This window comes from Acidovorax radicis (assembly GCF_020510705.1).
GTDB classification, from domain to species: domain Bacteria; phylum Pseudomonadota; class Gammaproteobacteria; order Burkholderiales; family Burkholderiaceae_C; genus Acidovorax; species Acidovorax radicis_A.
Map to the genome: position 1 here is coordinate 1,326,685 of NZ_CP075184.1, position 15,794 is coordinate 1,342,478.

The window sequence follows — 15,794 nt, forward strand, 5'->3', positions numbered from 1 at the left end:
TATGTAGATGAGCACAACCGCTGTTGTTCCCCTCCGCACGGCGGCATCTCCCTATGTGGGGCTGCTGGACTGGCGCCGCATTGTTCAGTGGTTGAGCGATGACAAAGTGATATCGCTTGAAGAAGCGCAGCGCACCATCGCCCGTTGCTCGCAGGCCGAAAGCTCCCAGCATGCGCTGGTGCGCCTGGCCAGCGTGGCGATGGAGCGGGCCAGCGACAGCAAGCCGCTCGACATCGAAGCCTTGTCCGAGTATCTCGCGCAACGTGCGGGGCTGCCCTATCTGCGCATTGACCCGCTTAGGGTCAATGTGGGCCGCGTGGCCGACACCATGAGTGCCACCTATGCCGAGCGCCACAAGGTGCTGCCGGTGCAGGTAACGGCCAAGGAAGTGGTGGTGGCCACGGCCGAGCCTTTTGTCGACGACTGGGTGGCCGAGGTGGAACGCCAGTCGAGGCGCACAGTGCGGCGTGTGGTGGCCAACCCGCAGGATATCCACCGTTTTACCGCTGAGTTTTTTGCCCTGGCCAAATCGGTGCGTGCCGCGCAAAAGGCGGGTGGCAATGCGGGGGGCAGCAGCTTTGAGCAACTGGTGGAGCTGGGCAAGAGCAACAAGCAGCTTGATGCCAACGACCAGGGTGTGGTCAAGGTGGTCGATTGGCTTTGGCAATACGCATTTGATCAGCGAGCGAGCGACATCCACCTGGAGCCGCGCCGTGACCAGGGGGTGATCCGTTTTCGCATCGACGGCGTGCTGCACCCTGTCTATCAGATGCCCATGGGCGTGCATAACGCCATGGTGGCGCGCATCAAGCTGCTGGGCCGCATCGACGTGGTGGAAAAGCGCCGCCCCCAGGATGGACGCATCAAAACCCGCAACCAGCGGGGCGAAGAGGTGGAAATGCGCCTGTCCACCCTGCCCACGGCATTTGGCGAAAAGATGGTCATGCGGATCTTCGACCCTGACAACGCGGTCAAGGACCTCGATGCCCTGGGCTTTGCCCAGCATGACGCGCAGCGCTGGGAAGCGCTGGTGCAGCGCCCGCACGGCATCATTTTGGTGACAGGGCCTACGGGCTCGGGCAAAACCACCACGCTGTATTCCACGCTCAAGCGGGTGGCCACCGAAGAGGTCAACGTGAGCACGGTGGAAGACCCCATTGAAATGATCGAGCCGAGCTTCAACCAGACCCAGGTGCAGCCGCAGCTCGACTTCAACTTTGCCGAGGGCCTGCGGGCCCTGATGCGCCAGGACCCCGACATCATCATGGTGGGTGAAATCCGTGACCTGGAAACCGCCGAAATGGCCATCCAGGCCGCACTCACCGGTCACCTGGTGTTCTCTACCCTGCACACCAACGATGCGCCGTCGGCCATCACCCGCATGATGGAGCTCGGTGTCCCGTCCTACCTCCTGAACGCCACGTTGCTGGGGGTGCTTGCACAGCGGCTGGTGCGCACGCTGTGCAAGCAGTGCAAACAAAAGGACGAGGCTGCGAGCCGCGAGGCGCTGGCCGAAGTCGTCAAACCCTGGAAGATCAACGGCACCTACCAGCCCTACAAGCCTGTGGGTTGTGTGGACTGCCGCATGGGCGGCTTTCGCGGGCGAATGGGTCTGTACGAGCTGCTCACCGTGAGCGAAGCGCTCAAGGACAAGATCACGCAGACGCCCTCCATCGACGCACTGCGCAGACAGGCCGTGCAGGACGGCATGCGTCCGCTGCGCCTGGCCGGGGCCTTGCGGGTGGCCGAGGGCCTCACCACCATCGAAGAAGTGATTGCGTCCACACCTTCCCTGGAGTGATGTGCCCCCGCATCCACGCGCGGTTTTTCTGTCCCGTATTTCTTTGCGCGCGGTGAGGGCTTGTCGCCGGGGGTGTTGCTTTTTCCATGACGGCGTCTCGCGAACGTTACGGGATGTAGGTGGAATCCACATCCATCAGCGCCCAGGATGCCCGCACAATCGCGCAGTCGAGATTCCGTCAAGGAGACAATTCGTGAATATCAAGAGTCAAAAAGACTTTTTTGCCGGCCTCATGTTCATGGGGATCGGAGTGGCGTTTGCGTGGGGTGCCACCACGTACAACGTCGGTAATGGAGCCCGCATGGGCCCCGGCTACTTTCCACTGCTGCTGGGTATCTTGCTTGCCGTCATCGGCAGCGTGATCACCTTCAAGGCCACCACGGTGGAAACACAGGACGGCGACAAGATTGGGGCATGGGCATGGAAGCCTTTGTTCTTCATCCTGGCTGCCAACTTTGTGTTCGGTATCCTGCTCGGCGGTCTGCCCAGTGTGGGCGTTCCCGCCATGGGTCTGATTGTTGCCATCTACGCATTGACCTTCATTTCCAGCCTGGCTGGCAACGAGTTCAACGCCAAGGCCGTGTTTGTGCTGGCCACTGTGCTGGCGGCAGGCAGCTATGTGGCATTTGTTTGGGCGCTCAAGCTGCAGTTTCCTGTGTGGCCGAGTTTCATCACAGGTTAAGCAGGAGCACCCATCATGGAACTTTTTGAACATCTCTCGCTTGGTTTTGGCGTGGCCTTCACGTTTCAAAACCTGGTCTACTGCTTTGTAGGTTGTTTGCTAGGCACGCTCATTGGCGTGCTCCCCGGTATTGGCCCGGTGGCCACTATCGCCATGCTGCTGCCCGCCACCTACGCGCTGCCCCCCGTGGCTGCGCTGATCATGTTGGCCGGTATTTATTACGGCGCACAATACGGTGGTTCAACCACGGCCATTCTGGTCAACCTGCCCGGTGAGTCCTCCTCCGTGGTGACGGTGATCGATGGCTACCAGATGGCCCGAAAAGGGCGTGCGGGCCCTGCGCTCGCTGCGGCTGGCCTGGGTTCGTTCTTCGCCGGTTGTGTGGGTACGCTGATCCTGGCGGCTTTCGCGCCCCCGTTGACTGAAGTGGCTTTCAAGTTCGGCCCTGCCGAGTATTTCTCGCTGATGACGCTGGGTTTGATTGGCGCTGTGGTGCTGGCGTCGGGTTCGCTGCTCAAGGCTGTGGCCATGATCGTGCTGGGTCTGCTGATGGGCCTGGTGGGCACCGACGTGAACTCGGGTGTGGCGCGCTTTAGCTTCGACATCCCTGAGCTGACCGACGGCATTGGTTTTGTGACCATCGCCATGGGTGTGTTCGGCTACGGTGAAATCATTGCCAACCTGTCGCGTCCCGATGATGACCGTGAAGTGTTCACTGCCAAGGTTCAGGGCCTGTTCCCTACCAAGGAAGACTTCAAGCGCATGATCCCCGCTGTGCTGCGTGGCACGGCGCTGGGTTGCGCGTTGGGTATCTTGCCCGGCGGTGGCGCTCTGCTGTCCGCATTTGCGGCCTACACCATTGAAAAGAAGACCAAGCTGCACCCTGGAGAAGTGCCTTTCGGTCAAGGCAACATTCGCGGCGTTGCGGCCCCCGAGTCGGCCAATAACGCGGGTTCACAAACCTCGTTCATTCCGTTGCTCACACTGGGTATTCCTCCCAACGCCGTGATGGCGCTGATGGTGGGTGCCATGACGATCCACAACATCCAGCCTGGCCCGCAGGTAATGACCAGCAACCCTGAGCTGTTCTGGGGGCTGATCGCGTCGATGTGGATCGGCAACGCCATGCTGGTCATCCTGAACCTGCCGCTCATTGGCATCTGGATCAAATTGCTGACCGTGCCTTACCGCTGGTTGTACCCATCCATCGTGCTGTTCTGTGCGGTGGGCGTGTATTCCACCAACAACAACACCTTCGATATCTGGATGGTGGGCATTTTTGGCTTGGTGGGCTACATCTTCCACAAGCTGGGCACCGAACCAGCACCATTGCTGCTCGGCTTCATCCTGGGCCCGATGATGGAAGAGAATCTGCGCCGTGCGCTGCTGCTGTCGCGCGGTGACTGGAGCGTGTTTGTCACGCGTCCGTTGTCGGCGGGCCTGCTGGCCGCTGCGGCCCTCCTGCTCATCATCGTGCTGCTGCCTTCGGTGAAGAACAAGCGCGAAGAAGCCTTCGTAGAGGATTGACCGCGTTCAGCCCGGTTTCCTCCCACCACAACGGCACCTTCGGGTGCCGTTGTTTTTTGGGTGCCCGGGTGGCGTGGTGTCATGGGCGCCGATAGACAATGGCCGACAGAGGTCCTTATGTCCACTCCTGTCCGCCCCACGCAGCACCCCCAACGGGCTGTGTTGCACAACGAGATCCATGCCCGCCCGCCCGAGGCGATGGAAGCCCCCTTGGCCATCGCCCATGTCGTGATGCTGGCCGATGCAGCGGGCCGCGAGGCCAGCCGCGCCCATGCGGCGGCGCTTTTGCGCGATCACCACATGGCGTTGCCCGACGCCGACACCAACCATCTGCGCATGGATCTGGGTGCGTTTCGCATGCGCTGGGAGTTGCACACCGAGTTTGTGTCGTGGACGTTCATGGTGTCTGTGCCGATGGACTCTTTTGGCGAGCGCGAACCCGTGAGTGCAGCGGATATGGTCCCCCGCGAGTGGTTGGCGGCGCTGCCCGGCCAATGCCTGTGCAGCCTGAATCTGTGGGTGTTGCCCACGCACACGTTCGGCTCGGGCCCGCTGGTCAAGCAGGTGCTGCACGAAGACACGCTGGTGGCGTCCACGGTGGCGGATGGGCACGGTGAGGTCTATACCGACTTCGCCATCCACGCCGATGGCTTTTCGCGCATGGTTTTGCTCGCCGGGGGCATGGCGCCGCGCCGCCTGGGCCGACTGGTGCAGCGCCTGCTCGAGATCGAAACCTATCGCATGGCGGCCATGCTGGGCCTGCCGGCTGCTCGTGAAGCCGCCCATGTCCTGGCCTTTGCCGAACGCGAGCTTGCGGCGCTGGCCCAGGCGATCCGCACGGCCGATCGTGACGCAGAACCGGCCTTGCTCGATCGCCTGACCCGCCTGGCCGGGCAGGTGGAGAGCCAGCACGCGGCCACCCATTCGCGGTTTTCAGCCAGCAGTGCGTACTTTGAATTGCTGGACCGGCGCATCGGCGACATTGCCGAGTCGCGCCTGGCGGGCATGCAGACGATCCGCGAGTTCATGGACCGGCGCCTTTCCCCCGCACGCAGCACCTGCGAATGGGCGGCTCGCCGCCAGGATGCGCTGTCGCAGCGTGTCTCGCGCATGAGCAACCTCTTGCGCACGCGGGTGGAGATCGAGCAGCAGCAAAGCAGCCAGGCGCTGCTGACCACGATGAACCACCGCCAGGACACACAGCTCAAGCTGCAATCAACGGTGGAGGGCCTGTCGGTGGCCGCCATCACCTACTACATCGTGGGGTTGGTGAGTTACCTGGCCAAGGGGGCGCAAAAGCTCGGCTGGCCGGTGTCCCCCGAGACCACGGCAGCCGTGGCGATCCCGGTGGTGGCGGTTGGCGTGTGGTGGTCGCTCAGGCGCCTGCACCACCGGGTCTTTCACAAAGGCAGTTGATGCGATGCTCGCGGCGCCGTTGCGTGGCCCGCCGCATGGTCCGCGCGACCCGTGTGTGCTGCGGGTGCCCCTCTTGGTGCTCTCATGGTGCCGGCACGTTGCGTCGGCCGCCTGGTGAGTGCCCTTGCTAGCCGCTTGCCAGCCACTGCGGTGGGTCGTGTGGGCCGTTCCAGATGCGGTCCCACCTGAGCCTGGCCATCGCCTATCGCGGTGGCGCCCGCGCACAGGATCGATGGCGCCGACAGCAGCCATCGTGTCACACTGAACCTCTGCCCTGCCCACCCGGGCATCACACGGGGCTGCCGCGATGTTTGTCGTTGGGGCCGTGCCAGCGCAGGGGCTGGCATCTTGCGTAGATAGTTTCCAGAAATATATGAATAAAGTGCCTTCAGCCCAATCAGAGCAAGCGCGAGCAGCTAGAAAAAGAATAGCGACAGGTTTGGCGCTTGCGTTCATGGGCTCCATCGCGTTCAGCGGCAAGGCCATCATCGTCAAGCTCGCCTACCGCTACGGGGTGGATGCGGTCACGCTCATCATGTACCGCATGCTGTTTGCGCTTCCGATCTTCGCGGTGATGGCGTGGTGGGCAAGCCGGGGCAAACCGCCTCTCACGCGCAAGGACTGGCTGGGGGTGCTGGGGCTGGGGGTGACGGGTTACTACCTGGCCAGCTTTCTTGACTTTGCGGGCCTGGCCTATATCAGCGCCAGCCTGGAACGGCTGATCCTGTATCTCAACCCCACGCTGGTGGTGGCGTTGGGCTGGGTTTTATACCGGCGCGGTATCCGCTGGCCTCAGGCGGCGGGCATGCTGGTCAGTTATGCCGGCGTCTTGCTGGTGTTTGGCCATGAGGCCAACCTGCAGGGCAAGGATGCGGCCTGGGGCACCTTGCTGGTGTTTTTGAGCGCGGTCAGCTATGCCATCTATCTTGTTTACAGCGGCGAGATGGTCAAGCGGCTGGGCTCGTTGCGGCTTGTCGGCTTGGCCACCACGGTGGCTTGTTTGTGTTGCATCGCGCAATTTGCAGTGCTCAGACCCTTGAGCGCCGCCGTGGTCGCGCCCGAGGTGATCTGGCTGTCGGTGCTCAACGCCACCGTGTGCACGGCAGTGCCCGTGCTGATGGTGATGATGGCCATCGAGCGCATCGGGGCTGGCATGGCGGCGCAGACGGGCATGGTGGGGCCCTTGTCGACCATTCTCATGGGCGTGTGGATTCTGGGTGAACCCTTCACGGCCTGGGTGGCTGCGGGCACGGTGCTGGTGATTGCGGGGATCTACATCTTCACCCGCATGGCGCAGCGTCGCGCGCCGTGAAATGAACGAAAACCCCTTGAATCGCCTTTGGCGCCTGGGCGAAGCCGGTGGTCACTAACCGCGCGGGCAGCGCGGCACGGCCCGGCGGTTTACGACGATTTTTTTCTGGGAGGCGTCGACTTGCGCGCGGGTGCCGCAGGCTCTGCAGCTGCGGGTGGGCCTGATGCCGCAGGCGTGCCCTTGGGGAGCATGCGCTGGGCCAGCGTCACTGGTGCGGCCCCCGTGAATCCATCCAGATTTTTGCCCATGGCCAGCTCAAGCTGCTCGATGCGTGTCTGTGCAGGGGGGTGGGTGGCCAGGGACAGGGCAAACAGGGGGTTGTCAGGCGTGGCCGTGCGCAGTTGCTGCAGCACCGACACCAGGCCATAGGGGTCAAAGCCCGCCCGTGTGGCCAGCGCGACGCCCGTGCGGTCTGCCTCGAATTCGTCCGTTTGGTCCAGGCCACGCGCATAGAGATTGCGGCCGAGGGCCAGGAACTGCGAGGCCACCACGTTGCCCACGGTCGTGGTCTTGATCTGGGAGGCGAGCAGCTGGGTCAACATGCCCGACTGCGCTGTTTTGCGCAGGGCCAACAGATGGTGCTTGGCTGTGACGTGGGTGATCTCGTGGGCAAGAATGCCCGCCAGCTCGGCCTCGTCGGCGCAGCGGTCGATGAGCCCCTTGGTCACAAACACGTAACCGCCGGGTGCTGCGAACGCGTTGTAGCCAGGGTCGTCCAGCACCACAAAGGTCCAGGGCAGGTTGGGGCGGGGCGATTGCAGGCTGATCCAGCGGCCCAGCTGGTTGACGTAGCGCTGCAGCGCCATGTCGGGGTGCAAGGGCTTGCTGCCCAGCAGCACGGCAGCCAGCTGGCGGCCGATGTCGATCTCACGGGGTTCGTCGATGCTCTCCACGGAGCGGGTGAGCATGCTGACGAGATCATCCCCTTGTGGGGCGGCCGTGTTGCCGCCGCCAGTGATGGCGCCCAGCAGGCCGCCGGCCGAGCTGCTGGCGTTGCCACTGCCGCCCAGGGCGTTCAGCAGGTTCATCACGCCCTGGCTTTGCCCTTGGATGGGCACAAGGGTCAGGGTCAGGGCTGTGCACGCCGTGGCAAGCAGGCGGCGGGTGGGAGGGTGGCGGAACGTCAGGCGCATGGTGACTCTTCTTGCTCAGTTGGGGCCGAAGCTGCTGGGGTCATACGGCGTGTTCATCGAGTTGGTGCCGCCCGAACCGCTGGTCGATGGTCGTGCAGGCTCGGCCAATGGCTGCACCGTGCGCGGCTGCAGCGCTGCATTGCTGGCGAACTGACGCGCCTGGTCGGCGTTGATGCGCAGCCCCTCGGCCTGGCTGACCGCTGCCGGATTGGGTTGTGCATTGGCGATGTCTTCTGCACCCAGGCCACGGATTCCGACGGTGGAGGTCGCGGTGGTGGAGGCACCACTGTTGCCGCCAAAGAGCCCGCCCAGGCTGCGCAGCCCGCTGGTGGCGGTGTTGTTGCTGGAGGACGCAGAGCCCGACTGAGGCCCCAGGTCGAACATGTGCACCCAGCCCGTGGCCCCCTGGGCGGTGTTCACTTTGGTCCAGGCGCCCTTGCGCTCGCTGGTGCGGGTGACCACGGTGTTCGCCTCCAGCGGGGCGACACTGGCGCCGCTCTCTGCGGGGGCATCGCGCAACTGGGTGGCGCGCTTGACCACGGCGGTCTCCTGTGCCTGGGCAAACCCGGCAAGACTGACCAACAGGGCGATGGCTGCGCCTGTCTGCCAGAGAGCGTGCGCTCCACGGTGTAGCCAATTCATCGTACGACTCCCCCACTTATGATTTGTCAGGGCTGCAGCGTGCAGCGCATTCACTGGAGATTGTTATGGATTTGGGTATCGCAGGCAAATGGGCGTTGGTGTGTGGCGCCAGCAAGGGATTGGGCTACGGTTGTGCGCTGGCATTGGTACGCGAGGGCGTTCATGTGGTCATCAATGCGCGCAATGCCGATGCCTTGAACGAGGCTGCTACTCGTTTGATAGCTGAAGGCGCAGACGGTGCAAGCGCTAGTGGCCAAAATGGCTTCAAACCGAAGGTGTTGGCCGTGGCCGCCGACATCACCACCGCAGAAGGCCGCGCGGCGGTGTTCTCGGTGGCTGGTGGCCCAGGAAGGGATTTCGACATCGTGATCACGAATGCCGGCGGCCCGCCCACCGGCGATTTTCGAGATTGGGACCGTGATGCATGGATCAAGGCGGTGGATGCCAACATGCTCACTCCCATCGAACTCATCAAGGCCACGGTCGACGGCATGGCAGCACGCGGATTCGGGCGCATCGTCAACATCACCTCCAGCGCGGTGAAGGCCCCCATCGACATCCTGGGCCTGTCCAACGGTGCGCGCAGCGGCCTCACGGGTTTTGTGGCGGGGGTGTCGCGCAGCAAGATCGCAGCGCGCGGGGTCACCATCAACAACCTGCTGCCCGGAAAGTTCGACACTGATCGGCTTGCGGCCACGGTGACGGCCGCCGCAGGCAAGGCCGGCAAAAGTGTGGACGACGTGCGCGCAGCCCAGCAGGCGCAGATTCCGGCCGGGCGATATGGCACGGCCCAGGAGTTTGGCGCCATCTGCGCCTTTTTGTGCAGTGCGCAGGCCGCTTACATGACGGGGCAGAACGTGTTGGCGGACGGCGGGGCCTACGCAGGCACTTTCTGATGCGGCACTGGGCGCGGGGTGACGGCGAGTGGCTGTTTTCTTCGGGCTCGCCGCTTGTCTGGCGTGGCATTGGTGCTATGGTTATCGTACGGGTGCACCCATCTGCGGCGCCTGTAGAAATGCGCTGTCGTGTTTTGCCGACAGTTGCCCAGACGCTCAGAAAATGGGTGGAATACTGATCACCGTTGCTCACCATGCCCACACCGTTGACCGCACCGATCTCCCGTCTTGGCGGCCTGGCTGGCGCCCGTCGCCATGCAGTGCTTCTCTGCGCGATGTGGTGGGCATCGGGCAGTTTGCAGGCTGCGGCCCCCACAGCTGCGACGACTGCGACCGCTGCTTTAGCGGCAGTGGCACCAGCGCCTTATCGCTTGCGCATCGTCGGGGGGTTGGGCCGGATCAGCCAATACACGCGCCAGGAAGAGCCTTTCTGGAGCAAGGAGCTGCCCCGTTTGACGGGGGGGCGGTATTTGCCAGAGATCGTGCCATTTGACCGGGCGGGGGTGCCTGGCACTGAAATGCTGCGGCTCCTGCAACTCGGCGTGGTGCCTTTTGGCACCGCGCTGATGAGTTCCTTCACTGCGCAATACCCGGAATACACCGCGCCTGATCTGGCGGGCCTGAACCCCGACATCGCCACCCTCAAGACCACCCTGGCGGCATTTCGCCCGTATCTGGAAAAAGCGCTGCGTGAGCAGCACGGGGTAGAGGCCCTTGCCGTGTATGTGTATCCGGCGCAGGTGGTGTTCTGCAAAAAACCTTTGCGTTCGTTGGCGGATCTTGCGGGGCGCCGTGTCCGTGTTTCGTCGGCCACGCAGGCCGATTTTGTGGGCGCGTTGGGCGCCGTGCCGGTGTTGACCGGGTTCGCCCAGATCGTGCCGAGCCTGACGACCGGCAACACCGAATGTGCGATCACGGGCACCATGTCTGGCAACACCTTGGGCCTGCAAACGCTCACATCCCATTTGCACACCCTGCCTGTGACCTGGGGGCTTGCGGTGTTTGGCGCCAACCAGGCTGCCTGGGCGGCGTTGCCCGAGGAACTGCGTGTGCTGCTGCGCCGGGAGCTGCCCCGCCTCGAAGCCGCCATTTGGGCCGAGTCCGAACGCGAGACCGCAGACGGCATTGCCTGCAACCGGGGGGCGCCCAGCTGTGTGGGTGGCGGCAAAGGGGCCATGGTGGTCGTGCCCTTGTCAGCCCAGGACGACCGCAAGCGCCAGGAGATCCTGGCATCGACGGTATTGCCACGCTGGGTACAACGCTGTGGCGCGCGTTGCGCCAAGGTCTGGAACCAGACCATCGGCCCCACGCGCGGCTTGATGGTTGACCCTGACAAATGAAAGAGCCGTCCAATCCCGCACGCGTCAAGGCCTCCATCTGGTACGGGGTGATTTTCTTTGTGGCCGCGGTGGTCCTGGTGGCCATCGCATTGGTCTGGAATACCCGCAAGGTGGCGCTCAATGAAGGCGAGGACCAGGCCACCCGTTTTGTGGCGGGCGCGGAGGCGGCGCTCAACCGCGCGTTGTTGTCGGTGGACGTGCTGTTGGCCAGCCTGGATGAGCTGCTGGACCTGTCCAGCTCGATGGCCACCTGGGTAGACACCAAAACCGCCAGCCAGCGGTTGCGCGGCTCGGCCCGCCAAAACCTCATGGTGCGTGATGTGGCCGTGCTCGACAGCACGGGTAAAACCCTGGCGTCGTCCGACCCGGGGGGCGGCGCGCACACGGTGCATCTGCCCGCAGGGTTTTTGGACAGTGTGCTGGCACAGCCCTTGTCCACGCTCACGGTCAGCGCGCCGGTGGTGAGCTTTGCCAGTTCCGAGCGCGTGCTTTTCTTTGCGCGCCACCTGCGCATGGTGGATGGCACACGGGTGGTGGCAGTGGCCGAGCTCCCCGTGGTGGCGCTGAGCGCCGTGCTGGTGCAAGGGGTGGACATCAGCGGCCTGCAGGTGACGCTGGAGCGGGCCGATGGCCAGTTGCTGCTGAGTGTTCCCGCCCGCGAAGACCTCGCAACGCCCACGCTGACGCCACCGCTCGATGAAGTCACTGGCACCAACGAGCAGTGGCAGGCCCCCGCGCGCCTCACCGGTGAAGCCGCGCTGGTGGTTTACCGGCCGATTCTTTACCAAGACCTGCGCATCTCGGCCAGCATCCCCAGGCAAGCCACGCTGGCCGCCTGGCGCGAGCAGCGTGATGCCATCGGGCTCACTGCGCTGCTTTTTGTGGCGATGCTGGTGGCGGCCGGGTGGCTGGCGCAGCGTTATGTCGATCAGCTCTCGCAGGCGCGCCTGGCGATCGCCCGGTCGAAGGCCACGCTCGATCAGGCGCTCGAATCCATGGTCAGCGGCTTTTTGCTGCTCGACAACCAAAACCGCGTGGTGCAGTGGAACAGCCATTTCGAGGAAATCTTCCCCTGGCTCAAGGGCCTGGTGCGCCCTCAAATGTCTTTCCGCGACGTGATCGAAAGGGGTGCGACGTACCAGGTGCCGCGCATGGACGAGGCGGACATCGCGCGCTGGGTGCAGCAGCGCCTGGACAAGCAAAAAAAGCCGCAGGTCGAGCCGCAGGAACAGGTGTTCAACAACGGCCACACCATCCAGATCACCGAACGCGCCACGCCCGATGGCGGGCTCGTCATCAGCTACAACGACGTGACGGCGTGGCGCCAGGCCAGCGCCGAGATCGAAAATCTGGCCTTCTATGACCCGCTCACCAACCTGCCCAACCGGCGCCTGCTGATGGACCGCATGCAGCAGGCCATTGCGGCGAGCGTGCGCAGCGGGCAATACGGCGCGCTGCTTTTCCTCGATCTCGATCACTTCAAGACGCTGAACGACACCCGGGGCCACGAGGTGGGCGACATGCTCTTGCGGCAGGTGGCCCAGCGCCTGACCACCTGCGTTCGGCGCGAAGACACCGTTGCGCGATTGGGAGGCGACGAGTTTGTGGTCATGCTGCACGAACTGTCGACCCAGCGTGAGGAGGCTGCGGCCTACACCCGCCGTGTGGGCGAGAAGATTTTGCGCAAGCTCAATGTGCCCTACACGCTGGGTGAATACGTGCACCACAGCACCTCCAGCATCGGGGCGACGTTGATGGGTGGAACCATGCAGTCCTCGATAGAACTCCTCAAACAGGCCGATATCGCGATGTACCAGGTCAAGTCGCAAGGGCGCAACGCGCTGTGCTTTTTTGACCCGCAGATGCAGATCGCCATCAGCTTGCGGGCGCAGCTTGAAGTGGATCTGCAGGCAGCGCTGGCCGCCCGGCAGTTCGTGCTGCACTACCAGCCGCAGTTTCACCTGGATGGCCACATCGTGGGTGCCGAGGGATTGATCCGCTGGCAACACCCCGAGCGCGGCCTGGTGGCCCCTGGCGAGTTCATTGGCGTGGCCGAAGAAAGCGGACTTATCGTGCCCATGGGCCACTGGGTGCTGCGCACGGCCTGCGCACAACTGGCGGCCTGGCAAGGCGATGCGCGTTATGAGCACCTGCAGTTGTCCGTCAACGTGAGCGCGCGGCAGTTTCGTCAGCGCGACTTCGTGGCGCGGGTCATTGAGGTGCTGCGCGAGACGGGTGCGCGCCCCCATCTGCTTAAGCTGGAGCTCACCGAGTCGCTGGTGCTGGACAACGTGGACGACACCATCGCCAAGATCAGCCTGCTCAAGACCAAGGGTGTGCGGTTTTCGGTGGATGACTTCGGCACCGGTTATTCATCGCTGGCCTATCTCACGCGGCTGCCGCTGGACCAGCTCAAGATCGACCAGTCGTTTGTGCGCAACCTGGGCGTGCGCCACACCGATGACGTGATCGTGCAAACCATCTTGGGCATGGCCAAAAACCTCGAACTCGACGTGATCGCGGAAGGGGTGGAAACCCAGATGCAGAGGGACTTCCTGGCACGGCACGGCTGCGTGCTTTTTCAGGGCTACCTGCTGGGACGCCCGACGCCCGTGGCGCAGCTGGAAACGCTGATCGCCACGATCGGGCAAGCCGCATAACAACAGCCCGTGATGGACGCGCAGCAGTCCGTCTGGGCCCTTTGATCTTTCACGAAAACCCCTCCATGCATACCGAGCGACTTTCCCACTTCATACACGACCACGTCTTCGATGCGGGCAACGATCCCGCCGAGCGCAGCACGCGTTTGGTGATGTGGATCACGGCCTCGATGATGGGGATCGAGATTGCTGCGGGGTGGTGGTACAACTCGATGGCCCTGCTGGCGGATGGTTGGCACATGAGTTCTCATGCGGTGGCGCTTGGCTTGTCCGCATTGGCCTATGGCACCGCACGGCGCTACGCCAAAGACCCACGGTTCGCTTTTGGCACCTGGAAGATCGAGATTCTGAGCGGTTTTGCCAGCGCCATTTTTCTGCTGGGCGTAGCGGTGATGATGCTCGTCGGTTCGGTGGAGCGCATGGTTTCGCCGCAACCCATTCAGTACCAGCAAGCGATCGTGATCGCCATCCTGGGGCTGGTGGTGAATGTGGTTTGCGCCCTGATTCTCGGGAAAGCACACCACCACGACCACGGCCACGGCCATGAACCCCACGGCCACCACCACAGCGATCACCATGACCTCAACCTGAAGTCGGCCTATGTGCACGTGATGGCCGACGCGGCGACCTCGGTGCTTGCCATCGTGGCCCTGTGGGGTGGTTGGAAGTATGGCTGGTCATGGCTGGATCCGTTCATGGGCATCGTCGGGGCCGTGCTGGTCGCAGTCTGGGCCAAGGGGCTGATCGTCGACACCGGCAAAGTGCTGCTGGACCGGGAGATGGACCACCCGGTCGTGGATGAGATTCGCGACGTGGTGGAGACGGGGCCCGGCGCCAGTAGCACCCGCATCACCGATCTGCACGTGTGGCGCGTGGGCCGCAACGTTTATTCATGCGCCTTGACGGTCGTGACGCACGACAAGGCGCTGACGCCAGAAGTTGTGCGCGAGCGCTTGTCCGTGCATGAAGAAATTGTCCATTCGACCATCGAAATCCAATATTGCCCTGACGCTGTGGCATCGCCCCCGGGGACGGCAGCGTGAAACCCTTCTTTCTGTACCTCGCCACCGCACTGGCAGAAATCGTCGGTTGCTATTTGCCCTGGCTTTGGCTGCGGCAAAGTGGCGCGGTCTGGCTGCTGCTGCCGGCCGCAGCGAGCCTGGCGGTTTTTGCGTGGCTGCTGACGCTGCATGAGGCGGCGTCGGGGCGCGTGTACGCGGCTTATGGTGGGGTGTATATCGGCGTTGCCATCGTCTGGTTGTGGGTGGTCGATGGCATACGACCGTCGGCCTGGGATGTGGCAGGCGTCGCCGTGGCGTTGGCGGGCATGGGCATCATCGTCTTGCAGCCGCGTTGAGCCGTTGAACGTTGAGCCGTTTTGACGTGTTGGCGTTTTGACAACTGCGGGGCCTGGCGTGCGCCCCGAGCCCCACTGTCAGCGCCGTGACGACACCACGATGCCGCCCACAATCAGCGCAAACGCTGCTGCGTGAAACGGGCGTGGCGTGTCGCCGAGAAACACCGCCGACATCACCCCTGCAAACAGCGGCGTGAGGTTGATGAAAAACCCCGCCACTGCTGGCCCCGCGCGCTGCACACCCATGCCCCAGCACCGATACGCCACCACGGCCGGCCCCACGGCAATGAAGGCCAGTGCGGCGATCAACGGGCCGCTCCATGCGATGTGCGTGCGCCCGCTGGCCCATTCGGCGCCCGCAAAGCTGCCCGACCACGCCAGGCCAAATACCATCTGCGCCATCAAAAACGCGGCCCAGTCGCCCCGGATGCTGGCCGGCTCGCGGGTAGCGGATAGCAGCCAGCTGTAGAACGCCCACGAGACGGTGGCCATCAGCATGAACACGTCGCCTGGCACCAGGCGAAACGCCAGCAGCTGCGACCATTCGCCCCGGCTGAGCACCAGCACCACGCCACACATCGACAGCAATGCGCCCATCAGTTGGCGCCGCGTCACAGTGGCACCAAAAAGCAGCGCCCCCACGGCCAGCATCCACACCGGCATGCTGGAGCCCACCAGCGTCACATTGATGGGCGTGGAGGTCTGCAGCGCCATGTATTGCAGCGCGTTGTACAGGCCAATGCCCAGCAGCCCCAGCAGCGCGTAGCGGCGCCAGTGTGGCCACAGGGGACTGTCGGCGCGCAGCACACGGTAGGCCAGCGGCAGCAGGATGGCAAAGGCCAGCACCCAGCGGATGAAGTTGAGGGTGACGGGCGGGATCAGGTCATGCACCAGCCGGCCCACCACGGCATTGCCGGCCCACAGCAGCGGCGGTATCACCAGCAGCACTGCCGTGCCGGGCGTGAGTTTTTGTGTCATGGGGCTGCACTGTAGCGGTGCCTCGTCAGCAAGCCTTGCAGATTCATGGC

Annotated in this window: 13 protein-coding genes; 10 read left to right on the top strand and 3 right to left on the bottom strand. The window is 63.7% G+C overall.

Going from position 1 to position 15,794, the window contains the following annotated elements; translation table 11 throughout:
• Nucleotides 1-7 precede the first annotated feature (7 nt).
• From KI609_RS06095 to KI609_RS06115, 5 genes are all read left to right on the top strand, one after another.
• A complete protein-coding gene (locus KI609_RS06095; RefSeq protein ID WP_226448140.1) occupies nt 8-1,801 on the top strand; it encodes a GspE/PulE family protein in 1,794 nt (597 codons plus the stop codon).
• Nucleotides 1,802-1,994: 193 nt separating this feature from the next.
• The gene (locus KI609_RS06100) at nt 1,995-2,483 is read left to right on the top strand and encodes a tripartite tricarboxylate transporter TctB family protein (protein WP_226448142.1); all 489 of its coding nucleotides are present in this window, start codon (nt 1,995-1,997) and stop codon (nt 2,481-2,483) included.
• Nucleotides 2,484-2,498: 15 nt separating this feature from the next.
• Nucleotides 2,499-4,010, top strand: a complete 1,512-nt coding sequence (locus tag KI609_RS06105) for a tripartite tricarboxylate transporter permease (protein ID WP_226448144.1) — start codon at nt 2,499-2,501, stop codon at nt 4,008-4,010.
• A 117-nt stretch (nt 4,011-4,127) separates the two neighbouring features.
• Nucleotides 4,128-5,426 (top strand): DUF3422 family protein, encoded by a 1,299-nt coding sequence (locus KI609_RS06110; RefSeq protein ID WP_226448146.1) that lies wholly within the window; start codon nt 4,128-4,130, stop codon nt 5,424-5,426.
• Between the two features lie 373 nt (nt 5,427-5,799).
• A complete protein-coding gene (locus tag KI609_RS06115; protein ID WP_226448148.1) occupies nt 5,800-6,738 on the top strand; it encodes a DMT family transporter in 939 nt (312 codons plus the stop codon).
• 89 nt (nt 6,739-6,827) lie between these two features.
• On the opposite strand, the gene KI609_RS06120 is transcribed toward KI609_RS06115, so the two are convergent.
• Both KI609_RS06120 and KI609_RS06125 read right to left on the bottom strand, forming a co-directional pair.
• Nucleotides 6,828-7,871, bottom strand: a complete 1,044-nt coding sequence (locus KI609_RS06120) for a M48 family metalloprotease (RefSeq protein WP_226448150.1) — start codon at nt 7,869-7,871, stop codon at nt 6,828-6,830.
• A 15-nt stretch (nt 7,872-7,886) separates the two neighbouring features.
• The gene (locus KI609_RS06125; protein WP_226448152.1) at nt 7,887-8,513 is read right to left on the bottom strand and encodes an SH3 domain-containing protein; all 627 of its coding nucleotides are present in this window, start codon (nt 8,511-8,513) and stop codon (nt 7,887-7,889) included.
• Between the two features lie 65 nt (nt 8,514-8,578).
• On the opposite strand from KI609_RS06125, the gene KI609_RS06130 reads away from it, so the two are divergent.
• From KI609_RS06130 to KI609_RS06150, 5 genes are all read left to right on the top strand, one after another.
• Nucleotides 8,579-9,409, top strand: coding sequence for an SDR family oxidoreductase (locus KI609_RS06130; protein WP_226448154.1), 831 nt, complete (start codon nt 8,579-8,581; stop codon nt 9,407-9,409).
• 275 nt (nt 9,410-9,684) lie between these two features.
• Nucleotides 9,685-10,749: a TRAP transporter substrate-binding protein gene (locus tag KI609_RS06135; RefSeq protein ID WP_413463419.1), complete on the top strand. Its 1,065-nt coding sequence runs from the start codon at nt 9,685-9,687 to the stop codon at nt 10,747-10,749.
• Nucleotides 10,746-13,409, top strand: coding sequence for an EAL domain-containing protein (locus KI609_RS06140; RefSeq protein WP_226448158.1), 2,664 nt, complete (start codon nt 10,746-10,748; stop codon nt 13,407-13,409). Before KI609_RS06135 ends, KI609_RS06140 begins: the two co-directional genes overlap by 4 nt.
• 65 nt (nt 13,410-13,474) lie before the next feature.
• Nucleotides 13,475-14,452, top strand: a complete 978-nt coding sequence (gene dmeF, locus KI609_RS06145; RefSeq protein ID WP_226448160.1) for a CDF family Co(II)/Ni(II) efflux transporter DmeF — start codon at nt 13,475-13,477, stop codon at nt 14,450-14,452.
• Nucleotides 14,449-14,766: a YnfA family protein gene (locus tag KI609_RS06150; protein WP_226448162.1), complete on the top strand. Its 318-nt coding sequence runs from the start codon at nt 14,449-14,451 to the stop codon at nt 14,764-14,766. Before dmeF ends, KI609_RS06150 begins: the two co-directional genes overlap by 4 nt.
• A gap of 78 nt (nt 14,767-14,844) precedes the next feature.
• Here KI609_RS06150 and KI609_RS06155 read toward each other — a convergent pair whose 3' ends face one another.
• The gene (locus tag KI609_RS06155) at nt 14,845-15,744 is read right to left on the bottom strand and encodes a DMT family transporter (RefSeq protein WP_226448164.1); all 900 of its coding nucleotides are present in this window, start codon (nt 15,742-15,744) and stop codon (nt 14,845-14,847) included.
• Between the last annotated feature and the right edge of the window lie 50 nt (nt 15,745-15,794).